The sequence below is a fragment of the Actinoplanes sp. NPDC051851 genome (genome assembly GCF_040681165.1).
Classification (GTDB): Bacteria; Actinomycetota; Actinomycetes; order Mycobacteriales; family Micromonosporaceae; genus Actinoplanes.
Window position 1 is genome coordinate 1 of the sequence record NZ_JBFAYF010000050.1, and the last position, 14299, is coordinate 14299.

Below are 14299 nucleotides of genomic sequence, written 5' to 3' on the forward strand. Positions count from 1 at the left end.
CCTCAACGCCTTCGACCTTGCCTTCGAAGGACGCCTCACCACAGGCCGTAACTGACCTTCAAAAAATCGAGTTACACCGTTTTCTTGACACTCCCGGATCTCGCTCAACCGGCATCACCGGGTGATCCGGGTGATCCGGATGAGCCGGGCGAGCCGGTCCAACGGGGCGAGCTGGTCGAGCAAGGCGAGCTGGTTCAGCAAGGCGAGCTGGTCCGGTCGGGCGAGCCGGTCCAGGCGGCAACCCGCCGTTCCACCGCGGCGGTCAGGCGGGCGGTGATGACGGGAGGGCCGACGTCCGGGATCAGGTGAGGGTGAACGCGGCCATCATGGCCATGTCCTCGTGTTCCAGGTTGTGACAGTGCAGGACATAGCGGCCCGGGTAGGGGCCGAAGTGGACGCGAGTCGTGACCTCCTCGGCGGGGCGCAGGTCGATGGTGTCCCGGGGGCCGAGATCTAAGGGTGAGGGCGCGCCGAGGCCGCGGGAGACGACCTCGAACTGGGCCGCGTGGACATGGATCGGGTGGTGAAAATCGGACATCAGGCGCCAGGTCTCGGTGGTGCCATGGCGTGGGGAGGCGATCGGGGTGCCGGGGGAGAAGGGCAGGCCGTTGATGTTCCACGAGCCGTTGTCGCGCTGGAAGTGGAACGTACGCGTGACGGCCGTCGGCGTGGCCGGGGGTGACGCGGTGGGGAAGTGGTCGGGAACGCGGGTCGTGTCGGCGATCCGGGTGGCCACCTCGAAACGCATGACCTGCGACGTGGGTCCGGAGTCGAAGAGGTTGTGGAGGAACACATGCTGGCCGTCGGGGTAGTGGGCGAAGTCGACGATCACGTCGCAGCGCTGGCCGGGAGCGAGGTCGATGTGGTCGTGTGGTGTCGGAGTGGGGAGGAGACCGCCGTCGGTGCCGATCTGGAGGAGCGGCCTGGCGGGGTCGAGCGCCAGACGGTACCGGCGGGCGTTCGAGGCGTTGAGCAGGCGAAGCCGATGACGGGCCCGGGGTATGGTCGCAGTTGGCCACGCGGCGCCGTTGACCAGGATCACGTCACCGAGGACGCCGGCGTGGTAGTCGCCGGTGACGCCGGGCGTGTGCAGCAGCGTCGGGTCGATGCTCGGGTACAGCAGGGAGCCGTCGGCATCGAAGGAGCGGTCGGCGATCATCAGTGGGATGTCCCGGTCGCCGGTGGGCAGACCGGTCTCGGTGGCGTCCCGGACGATGTGGAAACCGGCCAGGCCGCGCCAGACCGCCGGTGCGGTGAAGTCCATCCGGTGGTCGTGGTACCAGAGTGTCGCGGCGGGCTGGTTCATCGGGTACGTGTAGTCGCGCGTGCCGACGGCGACGGCACCCGCACTGTGCCCACCCGCGTCGTGGACGTGGCCGGGCGACGACGAAACCGGCCCGGATGGTGGGAGGGCCCGGCCGCCGGGCGGGTAGAGCAGGTCGGTGGGGAAGCCGTCCGATTCGGCCGGGGTCAGGCCGCCGTGCAGGTGGACGGCGACCGGGACCGGCAGCTCGTTGCGGTGCCGGACGACGACGGGGCGCCCGCTGGTGGCCACGATGGTCGGGCCCGGGAACATGCCGTCGTACCCCCAGATCGGGGTTGCGATCCCGGGAAGGATCTCGGCGGTGCCGGGGCGTTGGGTGATCTCGTAGTGGTCGCCGGTGGCGTCGCTGCGGACCGGAGTGAGGATCGGTGGGATCGGCAGCGGCCGGATGAACGGGTCGGGGAGCCGGCGGCGGCTCGGCAGGAGTACGCCGGTGGACTCGGAGCCCCGGATACCGGTCAGCAGGGGTACCCCGATCGCTGCCGCGGCGCCGGTGCCACCGAGCACCCGAAGAAAGGAACGACGATTCATGGCACGCCCGCCGAGTCCTGAGAACGGGCGGGCGAGGGGTCGATGCCCGCGGCGTGGGTGGCGACGGGACCGGCGGCTGGGTCGAGGCGCCACGCGCGGATGGCCAAGCCGATCGACAGGCCGATGATGGCGACCCCGAGGGGGATGTGCAGGGTGAGCAGGCGGGCGAAGCCGATCGCGATCTGGGCCGCGATCAGGGCGAAGAGCACGAGTGATCCGGCCAGCGGCCAGAGCGGCCCGCGGCCGGGACGCCAGAGCAGCAGCCCGGACAGGGCCGCTGCCAGCACCGTGATCCCGGCGACGGTGGCGTTCGCGCGGTGAGTGTGCAGGGCGGGATAGCTACCGGCGAGGAACTGGCCGGCGAAGACCGCCTGATCGAAGAGGAGGACGGCGGCGGTGCTCATCACGAGGCGGAAGAGCCAGAGGAGGCGGCGAGCGGTCATACCGGCGCGGAACGGCCGGCGGCGGCAAGCGATCACGTCAGGAGGTTAGCAAGAAGTTCTCTGATGAGAAAGTCTCGAATGAGAGGATCTTGTTTGGTTCTAGAATCGGGTACGTGAGTGATGCCGTGACCCTGGGGTTGCAGATCGGTCCGCTGCTGGCCCGTGCCCACCACCGTGCGGCCCGCGCCTTCGCCGAGGCCCTGGTGCCGATCGGGATCGACGGGCGGATCTTCGGCGTGCTGTCCACGGTGGATCGGCTCGGGCCGTCGACGCAGGCCCGGCTCTCCGCCGAGCTCGGGGCGGACAAGTCGAACATGCTGCGCACGGTCGACGAGCTGGAACGGCGCGGCTTCGTCGAACGCCGGGCGGTGCCGGGCGACCGCCGGGCGCGGACGATCGCCCTGACCCCGGCGGGCCAGGAGTGCCTGGCCACGGCGCAGACGGTGGCGCGCGAGGTCGCCGGGCACCTGTTCGGCGACATGGACCCGGCACAGTTGACCGTGCTGCGCGACGCCCTGAAGGGTTTCGTCCTCACCTGACCGTGTTGTGCGACGCCCTGAAGGGCTTCGTCCTCACCTGACGGATAGGAGAACACGCGGCAGTCACCGAGCGGAGCGCGACCGCGAGCCCTCCGGGGACTTGACCCCGGACGTGCGGCGTGACCGTGGCTCTTCAGGCGGCCAGGGACGGGTCCTGACGCAGTACCGAGAGGTGCAGGCGGCGCAGTGCGGGACCGGGCTCGGCGCCGAACATCTCCGCCAGGCGATTCCGGATCCGGCCGTACTGTTGTAGGGCCTCGGCCGACCGCCCGGAGCGGTAAAGAGCCCGGATCAGCAACTCCCACGCAGACTCGCGCAGCGGATGGTCGACGGTCAACTCGCGCGCCTCGGCCGTCGCGGCCTGCGGCTCCCCGAGCGCCAGCAGGATCTCCACGTGCAGCTCGGCCGCCGCCACCCGGCACTCCTGCAGCCGCGCCGCCGCCGCGCGCGCGAAACCGAGAGCCGCCGCGTCCTCGAAGGGCTTACCCCGCCACAGATCAAGAGCGGGTTCCAGTACGCCCCGGGCCCGGGCATGGTCGCCCTCCGCCGCGAGCCGCCGTGCCCGCCGCGCGGCCGTCTCGAACCGTACGGTCGTGCACGCCTCCGGCTCGGCCAGAAGCGTGTACCCCGAACCGTCCCGGACCAGCGTGGCCCGCCCGCCGAGCACCGCGCGTAGCCGGGAGATGTGTGCGTGCAGCGCCGAGGTCGCCCCGCCCGGCGCGTCGGCACCCCAGAGGTCGGCGAGCAGGCGATCCCGGCACACCGGCACGCCCCCGGCGACCAGCAGCCGCACCAGGACCAGCCGTCGCTGCGGCGGTCCGAGTTCGATCGTCGCGTCCCCACGGCGTACCCGAAGAGGTCCTAAAGCGTCGAACTCCAGTTCTCCCATCACACAGGATGATCGAACAGCCCACCTATCAACATCACATCAACACCGCATCAACGGGCCGGTCGATATCGAGGACTGGCTATCATCATCGGTCACGGAAGTGATCGGTCTGCGTGGAACGGGGCGCCATGGCAGCGGAGTTCAAACCACCGGTCTTCCCCGGTGTCCACGAATTGCTCAAGCTGGTGCTCACGCTCCGGAGGCGGCCGCCGTTCCTGCCCCGCGTCTCCGACATGGCGGTGCACGGCGACATCCCGCTGCCGCTGATCCGGCTGGCCGGGCCGACGGCGTCCGTGCACGGCTTCCTGCGCGGGCTGGGCGGCGTGCTCGAGACGGCGGAACCGCGTACGCCCTATGTGCTCCTGGACGCCGAGGCGGTGGACGCCGCCGCACCCGTCTCGACCGAGCCACCCCGGCTGGAGCTGCTCGAACAGCTCTGCCGGCGGTTGCAGCAGGACCGGTTCGCCAACCGGCCGAACAGCTTCCGGCGGTACCGGCTGGCCAAGTGGCTCACCCGGCAGACGCTCACCGAGTCCGGCAAACGCGATCCGCAGGCGGAGATCGTCGGGCGGCTGCGGCAGTGGCGCGGCGAGTCACCGTCGACGCTGGAGGCAGCGCAGACCCCGGTCTCGGCGCAGAGCAACGGCACCCTGGCCACGCTCGGGCTCTCCGGTCTGCTCTGGCTGTTCCGGCTGCTGCTCCTCAAGTGGTTCGGGCGCCGGTCGTACGGGATCGTCCCGGAGGCCCGCTGGTTCATGCGGCGGCAGACGTACATGGTGCCGCAGCACTCGTCGGACTTCTTCGGGTTCGCGGAGCGGCTCACCGCCGGGCGCCTCGACGAGCAGAACACCGGTCAGCTGCACAAACTCCTGGTCCACGCGTTCCTGGAGGATCTGCGGGAGGCGTACCGGCGACGGCGGCTCTCGGTGCTGCCCCGGCGGCGGGGCTGGCGGCGGACCGCGTACATCCCGGTGCTGATCGACCACGCCACCGAGGGGAACGGTGGGCTCGCGCTGCTGCGGCTGATCAACGACGTACGCAACGAGACCGGCACGCTCGATCCTCTGCTCGTGGTGGCGGGCTGCTGGGACGCCGTCGCCGATCCGGCCGAGGTGCCGCCCTACGCCGCGGCGAGCAGCACCGCCTACAACACCTGGCGGCGGGAGCTGCCCGTCCAGCGGCAGAAGCTCGCCGCCGACGCCCGGTTCCTCACCATCCACCTGCCCGAGCCGATGACCCCGGCGCAGATCGCCACCACCTCCGGCGACGACCCGGACGCCTGGGCCGACCTGGACCTGGACCCGGGCCGGCCGTCCCCGCTGGCCCGGCGGGGTGTGCTGGAGCTGATCCTGGTGGCCTGCCTGGTGGTGGTCGCCGCGCCGCCGGCCCTGCGCCTGCGCGACTACTGGCAGGCGGGCTGCTCCTACCTGACCGCCAAGGCCGCACCCGGTATCGCCGTGCGCCTGGCCACCATCGCCGGTGACGAGCAGTGCGTGGGCTACAGCGACAACGACGGCCAGATCTTCGGTACGGACGACCGGCTGACCGCCGCGCAACGGGAGATCTTCCGGCTGAACGCCCAGGCCGCCGGCCTGCACGACGGGCAGCCGACCCGTCCGCTGATCAGCGTCGTCTACTTCGCCGGTCTCACCCACGCGGGCGCGGACCTGGAGACCGACAGCGCCATCGCCGAGGAGCTGATCGGTCTCGCCATCGTTCAGCGCCAGCAGAACCTCTCGGTGATCGGCGAGAACGAGCCGCTGCTCCGGGTGATCATCGCGAACGGCGGCCGCGGGATGGCCGCCGCCGACAGCGTCACCCGGGACATGCTGATCCCGCTCGCCGGCCGGGACCCGAGCATCAAGGCGGTGGTCGGGATGGACCGTACCGTCCAGCAGACCCGGCAGGCGATCGCCGATCTGGGCCGGGCCGCGATCCCGACGATCGCCACCACGCTGACCGGTTCCGGCCTGGCCGACGCGTCCAAGTTCTACTTCCAGATGGTCGCCGGGAATCCGCAGCAGGGCGACCTGATCGCGGGCTATCTCCGGTACCTGACGACGGTCAAGCGGCTCACCATCGTCCGTCCGGCACCGGCGGCCCAGCGCGACGACTACGTGGAGACGCTGGTCGACGAGGTGACCCGGGCGGCGCGCGAGGTCGTGCCGGTCGAGGTGGTGACGCTGCCCGCCGAGGCGGCCCTGAAGCCGTGCACCAGTCCCGCGCCGGCCGCCCGGGGCACCGGACGGATGTACTTCTACGCCGGACGGGAGACCGGGTACGCGAGTTTCCTGCGTACGATCAAGGAGGATTGTGCGGTCGGCGAGCTGCCGCTGATCGTCGCGGATGACGCGATCACCCGGATGGTCGCCCAGCCCGCGTTCCGCCAGCAGAGCTACGTGGCCGGGATGGACCTGGACTACGTGGCGCTCGGCAGCCTGGTCGTCCTGGCCGGGAACAGCTGCACTCACCAGCGGACGCCCGCTCCGCCGCTGGACCACAAGAGCCGGCTGATCGAGTTCTGCGCCGGGTACTACGACCTGATCCACGACACGTCGTCCGAGCTGTCCGGCGAGGAGTGGGGAGTGCCCGCCTATCCGGCCGAGCGCACCGGGGTCGCGTACGACGCGGCGGACCTGGTGATCACGGCGGCTCGTCAGGCGGGGCCGGCGCCGTGGAATCGCGCCTGGCTGGCCCAGTTGTTCCGGGACGAGCAGTTCGCGTACGTCGGCGCCAGCGGGCGGATCTCGTTCGCGGCGTCCCGGGTCGGGGAGAGGCGCAATGTCGCGGTGTTGAGCCTGCCCACTCCGGAGAACGCCGAGGCGGCGGCCGCGGCGGTGCCACGGTGTCTGTTCTTGATCGGCGAGCTGTACGGCGGGGAGGACGCCACGCCCCAGACGAGCAACGGTTGCCCACGCGCCGATTGATCCACGCTGATGCATTGCCCCGGTGGGTGCCGCGGTCGATCGAGTACGCGGCCTCGGTGCCCCGCCCCCGGTGACACCCGTACGCGCCAGCCGACCTTCTCGTGGCTGGCGCAGCACTCCGTCCGCATCGAGCGCCGGCCGGGTGTCGAGGCGGCCGCCGGGAGCCGGTGCGGCGCGGTCCGGGTGCAGGGTGGTCCGGGTGCGCCGGGAGCCGGTGCGGCGCGGTCCGGGCCGTCCATCCCTATTTCTTGGAGAACTTCTGGTTGTTGGTGCCCTCGCAGGTCCAGAGCTGCAGGCGGGTGCCGTTCGCGGTGGCCTCGTCCTTGAGGTCGGCGCACTTGCCCGTCGCGGTGTTGACCAGGTCGTGGGACTTGTTCACGATCCACTTCTGGGCCCAGCCGCCGTTGCACGTGGCGACCTGGATCTGGGCGCCGTTGCTGGTGCTGGCGTTCGCGATGTCCATGCAGAGGCCGAGCGAGCGCAGCGTGCCGCCGGTGACCGTCCACTTCTGATTGTTGCTGGTGGCGCAGTCCCAGACCTGCAGCGGGCTGCCGTCGTCGCCGGAGTCCTTGACGTCGACGCAGCGGCCGGAGGAGTGGCTCTGGATCCAGTATGTCGTCGTGGCGGCCGTGGTGGTGGCCGCGGCGGCCGCCTTGGTCGCGGTGGTGGTAGTGGTGGTCGTGGTGGCCGCCCTGGTCGCGGCCGTGGTGGCGGGTACCGCGGCGGGCGCGGTGCCGTTCGGCGCGACGTAGACCGGTGCGGGTGCCTCCACCCGGCCACCCCCGCCGGTGGTCGCGGCGACGGCGGCGGGTGCGGCGGCGGACACGGCGGAACTCGGTCCGGCACTGGGCGCCGCCGAAGCGGACGGCTGCGCGGTGGCCGATGTCGTACTCCGGCTGATCAGGAAGCCGGCGCCGAGCACGCCCACCGCGACCAGACCGGTGACCGCGCCGACCACCAGCAGACGGCGGACCACTCCCGGCTGGTCGCCGTCGGGGGAACCCGACGGGGAGCCGGACGGGGAGCCGACAGAACCGGAGGAGCCGGAGCCGAGCCGGGTGGTGGCGGCGAACGTGGTCGCGAAGCCGGTCAGGCGGGTGGTGCTCGGTGTGTCGCTCACGAATGGATGGTCTCTTTCGCACCGGCGGCCGGATGATGCGTCGGACCGTACAACGTGCCGTCCGGGCGGGCCAGAGAGCGTTTTCACGCCGCCAAGAAGACGACAAGGGCACGACAAGAAACCTTCAACCCCCTATTGAGTACGGCGTACCAGGGTCGTGTGGACCTCCGCACGCCGTGGTGCCGGGAGGGCCGGAACGAGCGCACAAGCGGAGGCACGACATGCCCGTTGAGGTGGACGGACACCCGATTTACGTCGGCGAGGGCCTGGAGGCCGCCGGCTCGTTCCTGAACAGTCAGGCGGAGCTCGCCGCCGAGAAGCTGCACGCGCTCGCCACCCTGCTGGAGCCGCTGCGCGCGGACTGGCGGGAGAGCGTGGCGTCCGAGTACTACGAGGACATGCAGGACGAGTGGAACCTCTCCGCGGTCGGCCTGTTCGGCCCGGACGGGGTGCTCGGCATCATCTCGCAGAAGATGAACGTCGCCTGGCACAACTACTTCGAGGGCGAGACCGCCAACATCGACACCTGGCGACACTGACCGTGCCGACTCCGCTCGACGCCAGGGTCCACCGTGCCCACTGACGAACGGCTCCGGGTCACCGTGATCGGCGCGCGCCGCCGGGCCGACCTGGCGGTGCCCGCCCGCGCGGCGATCGCCGAGTACACCGCGCGGCTGCTCGACCTCTGCGGTACCGAGGAGACCGACGGTGCGCTCCCGCCGGTCTGGTCGCTCGCGCCGGCCGGGGTACGCCCCTACCCGCCGTCCGCCTCGCTGATGGACGCCGGGGTGGGCGACGGCGCGGTGCTCTACCTGCGGGACTTCGCCGCCGGGGACCTGGACGAGCCGACCGTGACCGACATCGTCGAGCTGGTCGAGACCGCGACCCGGGCCCGCCCGGCGTGGACCGCCCGGCTCGGCGCCGCCGTCCTGCTGATCGCCGGGCTGGCCACGCTGGTCGCGGGGCTGGCCGGGTACGCCGCGATCGCCGGCCCGCCGCCGGTGCTGGCCCCGTTCGCGCTGGCCGCCGCGATCGCGTCGGCGCTGCTGGCCCGCCGGGCGACCGCGCGGGACTGGCCGCTGCCCGGGCCGGCGATCACCGCCCTGGCACTGGCCGCCGTCCCGCTGCTCGCCCTGGCCCCGGCGTTCCTGCCGGCCACCCGGGTCGCGCCGGGCACCCTGCTGATCGGGCTCGGCTGCGGTGCGGTCCTCGGCGCGATCACCGCCCGGCTGGTGCTGCCCCGCCTGATCACCACGCTCACCGTCGCGCTCTGCCTGGCCACGCTGACCGTCACGGTCGGCCTGGTCCTCGTGCACGCCGGGCCCGCCGAGGCGGCCGCCGCCGTCGCGCTGGTCGTGCTCGCGCTGCTGGAGTTCGTCCCGCTGCTCTCCGGATACCTGTCCGCCGCGGCGGAGCCGTGGTCCGGCGCGGCCCCGGCGACCCCGGCCACTCCGGCGGAGGAGGTCGACGCGCTGGTCGGGCGTGGCCGCCGGGTGCTCGCCGGGCTCACCGTCCTCTGCGGCGCGGTGCTGGTCGCCTGCGCGGTGCTGCTGGCCGCGTCGGGTGGGCCGTTCGCGGTGGCGCTCGCCGCCGCACTCGGTGCCATCCTGCTGCTGCGCGCGGTCCGGATCACCGTGGTGCCCGCCCGGCTCGCGGTCACCGTGGCCGGTGCCGTCGGGCTGACCGCGGTGCTGCTGCTGGCCGGGCGCGACCTGGCCGGCTGGCTGCGGCTGCCCGGCGCCGCGGCGGCCGCGTTCGGACCGCTCGTGGTGGTCGTGGTGGCGGTCGCACTGGCGGCATCCGGGATGACCGGCGCGTTCCGGGCGGCGGGTGACGCGGCGCTCGACGACGATCCGGCGGATGAGCCGCCCGGCTGGACCGGCACCGTCGCCGGTCTGCTCAGCACCCTCTGCGTACCCCTGGCCCTCGGTGTCTTCGGCGTCGTCGGGGCGCTCTTCGACGCCGGCGCCGGCCTGTGACCCCGTACTCCCGCTGAGAGGCATCCCCATGAGTGAGACCGTTGTCGGCGGCGTCACCTACCACGTCACCCTGGACGTGGTGAACACCGCCGCGGCCAGTACCCGGACCACCGCGAGCGAGATGGCCGAGATCATCGCGGACCTCCGGTCCTACGTGGTCAGCCTGGAGGAGATCTGGGCGGGCGTGGCGTCCGAGCAGTTCCAGATGCTGATGTCGGACTACGACACGTTCGCGCGGATGCTGCAGAACGCGCTCGACGGCATCGCCAGCGGCCTGGAGGGCACCTACCTCAACTACCGCGACACCGAGATCGCGAACCTCAACGAGCTCGAGGTGGTCGACCTCGGCACCCCGCCCGCGCTGTTCGATTGATGAGCACCGCGTTACGGGTCGCCGAGAAGGGCTGGGGCACGCACCGGACCATCGGTGCCGCGCTGCGGATCGCCCCGGCCGGTGGCGTGGTGTCGATCCGGCCCGGCACGTACACCGAGTCCCTGGTGCTGGACCGGGACGTCACGCTGGTGGCCGAGAAGGGCGCGGGCACCGTCGAGCTGCGCGGCGTCGCCGGTCCCGCGGTCCTGGTCACCGGTGGTGCGGTGGGACTGAAAGAGATCACCGTGTCCGGGCCCCACGCCGGGCAGGTCGCGGTGCTGGCCCGCGCCGGGAAGCTCACCCTGGACGACTGCGTGATCGGTTCCGGCCGGGTGGAGGCTACCCACGACGCCGCGGTGAGCCTGCGCGGGACCGTGCTGCGCGACATCGGCAAGGCGGCGCTGCACGCCACCGGGACGGCCACCGTCACGGCGACCGACTGCGTGGTCGAGCGGATCGGCGGGCACGGCCTGATCGTCGCGGACGGTGCGCGGGCGACCGTACGCCAGACCCGGATCCGCACCGTCGACGGCTGTGGGCTGCTGCTCACCGGCGCCGCGTCCGCGCTGGTGGTGAACGCGGACGTGTCCGGCTGCGGTGAGGCGGCGGTGGCGCTCAGCTCGTCGGCCGAGTCGACCCTGCGCGGCTGCCGCCTGCACGACAGCCGTCTGGGGGTGGTGATCGAGGAGCGATCCGCCGAACCGACCAGGCTGGAGAGTTCCGACATCTTCACGATCGAGACCGCCGGGGTACGCGTGGACGGCGCGATCGCCGTGCTGACCGACTGCCAGGTCCGGGAGACCGGTGCCGCCGCCCTGCTCGCCGCCGGTGCCGCCGAGGTGACCGTGGACCGCGGGCGCCTCGTGGACGTCGAGGACAGCGCGATCGCGGCGCTCGGCGGTGCCCGGGTGACCGCGACCGGCACCACGATCGCCCGAGTGCGGGGCAACGGCGTGCACGCCATCGACGACAGCGTGGTGACGCTGACCGATTGCGATCTGACCGGCACCGGGTTCGCCGCGGTCTTCCTCGGCGGGCACGCCCGGGGGGAGCTGCGGGGTAGCCGGATCCGGGAGAGCGCGGAGTCCGGGGTGCGCGTGGCCGACGGCGCGAGCGTGGCGGCGGTCGGGGTGAGCGTGCACGACGCGCGGCTGACCGGGGTGGAGATCGACGGCGGGGACGGGACGCTGCGGGACTGCGTGATCGAGGCGGCCCGGACCGGGGTGCGCGTGGTCACGTCGCACCGGCCGCTGCTCGCCGGGGTGCGGATCGGGCCGGTCACCGGGAACGGTGTCGAGGTCGGGGCGGGTACCGGGGTGCTGGTCCGGGACGGCGAGGTCACCGCGGCCGGGGAGAACGGGGTGCTGCTCGACGCCGGGAGCGAGGCGTGGGTCGACGGGCTGCGGGTCGACGGCGCCCGCGGTGGGGGAGTCGTGGTCGGGGCCGGTGCGCGGCCGCTGTTGCAGGGTCTCACGGTCACCGGGGCCGGGAAGCACGGCGTGCACTTCGGGGAGGGTGCGGGCGGGCGGCTGGCCGGTTCGGAGATCGCCGGGAGCGGGATCGCGGCGCTGCACGTCGGGGCCGGGGCCACCCCGGCGATCACCGGTTGTCTGCTGAGGGACAGCGCCGAGGACATCTCCCTCGCGGTGGGGGCAGAACCGGTCATCACCGAGTGCCACGTCGACGGGGTCGCCACGAGCTCGCTTCCCACGCGGGCGGTGGAGAAGGCTCCGGACGTACGGGAAAAGGACGCGGAGAGTGAGTTGCCCGCCCTGCTGGCGCAGCTCAACGGCCTGATCGGTCTCGACGGGGTGAAGCGGGACGTCACCGCGATGATCGACCTGTCGCGGATGGTCCGGCGGCGTCTCGAAGCCGGACTCGCGGCCCCGCCGGTCAGCCGCCACCTGGTCTTCGCCGGCAATCCGGGCACCGGCAAGACGACCGTGGCCAAGCTGTACGGGCGCATCCTGGCCACGCTGGGGCTGCTCACGAGCGGACACCTGGTCGAGGCGGACCGGGCGGCGCTGGTCGGCGAGTACGTCGGGCACACCGGGCCGCGCACCCAGGCGATCTTCAAGCGGGCGCTCGGCGGCGTGCTCTTCATCGACGAGGCCTACTCGCTGGTGCCGGCCGGGCAGCCGGGCGATTTCGGTCACGAGGCGATCGCCACGCTGGTGAAGCTGATGGAGGAGCACCGCGACGAGGTGGTGGTGATCGCGGCCGGCTACCCGCAGGACATGGGACGGCTGATCGAGTCGAACCCGGGGCTCTCCTCGCGGTTCACCCGGGTGCTCAGCTTCGAGGACTACACCTCGGCCGAGCTGGTGGCGATCGTCGCGGCGCACGCCGAGCAGCACCAGTACCGGCTCGGGCCGGAGACCGAGGCGGCGCTGCTGACGTATTTCGATCAGGTGGAGCGGACGGAGCACTTCGGCAACGGGCGGACCGCGCGGCAGATGTTCCAGCGGATGACCGAGCTGCAGGCGGGCCGGGTCGCCGGGCTGGCCGAGCCGACCACCGACGACCTGACCCTCCTGAGCCGGGAGGATCTGCCATGGGACGTCTAAGCGGCGGGCGGCTCGGGGAACTTCGCGTTGCGGTCGACGTAGGAGTAGGTGGTGCCCGCGATGTTGACCGCCGCGATGAAGGCGCCCGCGGTGTCCAGGGCGTTCGCCACCCCGATCAGCGCGCCCCGCTGGAAGTCGTCCATCTTGTCGGCGAACTCCCGCGCGGTCTCCTGCAGCGGGCTGTCGTCGGTGCGCCAGTACCCCTGCCCGGGCGGCGCGCCCACCGTGGTGGTGTCCACCCAGGTCTCGTCGGTGTCGATCTGGCCGTAGATGGCGCCGCCGGCGATCGCGGTCGCGACCTTGGCCTTCAGATCGGTGTACACGTTCACCCCGCGCTCGGTCGCGGCCAGCATGTCCCGCTCGACGGAGCGCATGCTCAGCGGGTTGGCGACCAGCGCGGTCTGGTTGAGCGGCGTGTCCTCGCCCTGGTGCCCGGTCTCCGCGCCGGAGCCGGTCGGGTCCAGGTTGTACGACGGGATGCCGGCTCCGTTCCAGCCCATCGTGACCGTCGGCACCTGGCCGTCCGTGAAGCTCGGGTCGCTCCCGCCGTCCTCGCCGCCGGACCCGTCGGCCGGGTGCGGGAAATAGCGCGAAGAAATCGGCTCGACCATTGTGGGACACCTCCAGAGAATTGCATGGGTGGTGCCATGGTGGCATGAGAAATCGATTTCGACAAGCCGGGAACAAATGAGATCGGGGTGCCCGAAAAATGGCTGAACAAATGTCTTTCGAGGAATTCCGGGTCGATCTCGCGCAGATGGCCGGGGTGATCGGGCGGGTCAAGGGCGAGGCCGCCGGGATCGAGACGGCGATGGCGGAGATCGCGCGCCAGTTCACCGCGGTGGAGACGGCCTGGATCAGCCCGTCCAGCCTGACCTTCGACGACCTGGCGCACTGGTTCACCACCACGCAGGACGAGGTGAAGAGCGTGCTGGCCGACATGATCAGCCGGCTGAACGCGGCGTACGAGACGTACCAGGAGATGGAACGGGCGGCGCTCGAGAATGTCCAGTAGCCCGGATTACGACATCGTCACCCGCATCGAGGTGCAGGGTGCCGCGATGCAGACCGCCGCGACCGCGCTGAAAACGCAGGCGACCAATGTCGCGGACGGCATCACGGCGATCAACAACGCCTTGGACAGCCTCAAACTCGGCTGGGCCGGCGCGTCGGCGAGCGAGGCCTCCGACTTCATCGACCGCTGGAACGCGACGGCGGTCGCGCTCTTCGGCACCGAGGAGTCGAACGAGGACGAGGAGTTCAACGACGCCGACGGGGTGCTCAACGTGCTCGCGGGCGGCCTCGAGGCGGTCCTCGACGGCTTCAACAAGGCCGAATCCGAGATCACCCGCAATTTCCGGAACCTCTACGCGGGCCTCACCCCGGCCACCGGCGACGACCCGATCGGCGGCGGCACCTCCACGGCCGACCCGGGCTCCGACCCGGTCATCACCACCACTGGCTAGGTCGTGTCTCGTGGATCCCGCGGGGCTGCGGCGTGGCCCAGCCGGCGCCTGACGGCGTCCGGTTAAAGGCCACATACAACACCGGTATGCGGCCTTTAACCGGCCGACGCCAGACACCACCTGGACCGCGCCTCGCACTCG

The 14299-nt window shown here is 71.8% G+C and carries 13 protein-coding genes; 8 read left to right on the plus strand and 5 right to left on the minus strand.

Features of this window, described 5'->3' with window-relative positions; genetic code table 11:
• Positions 1–301 precede the first annotated feature (301 nt).
• Together AB0M08_RS35345 and AB0M08_RS35350 are read right to left on the minus strand one after the other, a co-directional pair.
• Positions 302–1855 (minus strand): multicopper oxidase family protein, encoded by a 1554-nt coding sequence (locus AB0M08_RS35345; protein ID WP_364503142.1) that lies wholly within the window; start codon positions 1853–1855, stop codon positions 302–304.
• Entirely contained in the window at positions 1852–2334 is a 483-nt protein-coding gene (locus AB0M08_RS35350) for a hypothetical protein (protein WP_364503145.1), read from the minus strand. The genes AB0M08_RS35345 and AB0M08_RS35350 overlap by 4 nt, the downstream gene beginning before the upstream one ends.
• Positions 2335–2411: 77 nt before the next feature.
• On the opposite strand from AB0M08_RS35350, the gene AB0M08_RS35355 reads away from it, so the two are divergent.
• Positions 2412–2837, plus strand: coding sequence for a MarR family winged helix-turn-helix transcriptional regulator (locus AB0M08_RS35355; RefSeq protein ID WP_364503148.1), 426 nt, complete (start codon positions 2412–2414; stop codon positions 2835–2837).
• 133 nt (positions 2838–2970) lie between these two features.
• On the opposite strand, the gene AB0M08_RS35360 is transcribed toward AB0M08_RS35355, so the two are convergent.
• Complete coding sequence (locus AB0M08_RS35360; RefSeq protein ID WP_364503151.1) at positions 2971–3726, minus strand: AfsR/SARP family transcriptional regulator; 756 nt, start codon at positions 3724–3726, stop codon at positions 2971–2973.
• A gap of 128 nt (positions 3727–3854) precedes the next feature.
• Here AB0M08_RS35360 and AB0M08_RS35365 point away from each other — a divergent pair, with 128 nt between their 5' ends.
• The gene (locus AB0M08_RS35365; RefSeq protein ID WP_364503153.1) at positions 3855–6653 is read left to right on the plus strand and encodes a hypothetical protein; all 2799 of its coding nucleotides are present in this window, start codon (positions 3855–3857) and stop codon (positions 6651–6653) included.
• A gap of 241 nt (positions 6654–6894) precedes the next feature.
• On the opposite strand, the gene AB0M08_RS35370 is transcribed toward AB0M08_RS35365, so the two are convergent.
• Positions 6895–7773: an RICIN domain-containing protein gene (locus AB0M08_RS35370; protein ID WP_364503155.1), complete on the minus strand. Its 879-nt coding sequence runs from the start codon at positions 7771–7773 to the stop codon at positions 6895–6897.
• A 221-nt stretch (positions 7774–7994) separates the two neighbouring features.
• On the opposite strand from AB0M08_RS35370, the gene AB0M08_RS35375 reads away from it, so the two are divergent.
• Genes AB0M08_RS35375 through AB0M08_RS35390 form a run of 4 tightly spaced genes read left to right on the plus strand, consistent with a single transcriptional unit; the run spans position 7995 to position 12692 of the window.
• A complete protein-coding gene (locus AB0M08_RS35375; RefSeq protein WP_364503157.1) occupies positions 7995–8312 on the plus strand; it encodes a hypothetical protein in 318 nt (105 codons plus the stop codon).
• A gap of 33 nt (positions 8313–8345) precedes the next feature.
• A complete protein-coding gene (locus tag AB0M08_RS35380; protein ID WP_364503160.1) occupies positions 8346–9752 on the plus strand; it encodes an EsaB/YukD family protein in 1407 nt (468 codons plus the stop codon).
• 28 nt (positions 9753–9780) lie between these two features.
• On the plus strand, positions 9781–10125 hold the full coding sequence (locus AB0M08_RS35385) for a WXG100 family type VII secretion target (RefSeq protein WP_364503163.1): 345 nt from the start codon (positions 9781–9783) through the stop codon (positions 10123–10125).
• Positions 10125–12692, plus strand: a complete 2568-nt coding sequence (locus tag AB0M08_RS35390; RefSeq protein WP_364503166.1) for a right-handed parallel beta-helix repeat-containing protein — start codon at positions 10125–10127, stop codon at positions 12690–12692. Before AB0M08_RS35385 ends, AB0M08_RS35390 begins: the two co-directional genes overlap by 1 nt.
• Here AB0M08_RS35390 and AB0M08_RS35395 read toward each other — a convergent pair.
• Positions 12689–13303 carry a hypothetical protein gene (locus tag AB0M08_RS35395; protein WP_364503169.1) on the minus strand — a complete coding sequence of 205 codons (615 nt, stop codon included), beginning with the start codon at positions 13301–13303 and terminating at the stop codon, positions 12689–12691. The genes AB0M08_RS35390 and AB0M08_RS35395 overlap by 4 nt on opposite strands.
• A 110-nt stretch (positions 13304–13413) precedes the next feature.
• Here AB0M08_RS35395 and AB0M08_RS35400 point away from each other — a divergent pair, with 110 nt between their 5' ends.
• Together AB0M08_RS35400 and AB0M08_RS35405 are read left to right on the plus strand one after the other, a co-directional pair.
• Positions 13414–13707: a WXG100 family type VII secretion target gene (locus AB0M08_RS35400; protein WP_364503172.1), complete on the plus strand. Its 294-nt coding sequence runs from the start codon at positions 13414–13416 to the stop codon at positions 13705–13707.
• Positions 13697–14158 (plus strand): WXG100 family type VII secretion target, encoded by a 462-nt coding sequence (locus tag AB0M08_RS35405; RefSeq protein ID WP_364503175.1) that lies wholly within the window; start codon positions 13697–13699, stop codon positions 14156–14158. The genes AB0M08_RS35400 and AB0M08_RS35405 overlap by 11 nt, the downstream gene beginning before the upstream one ends.
• Positions 14159–14299: the final 141 nt, after the last annotated feature.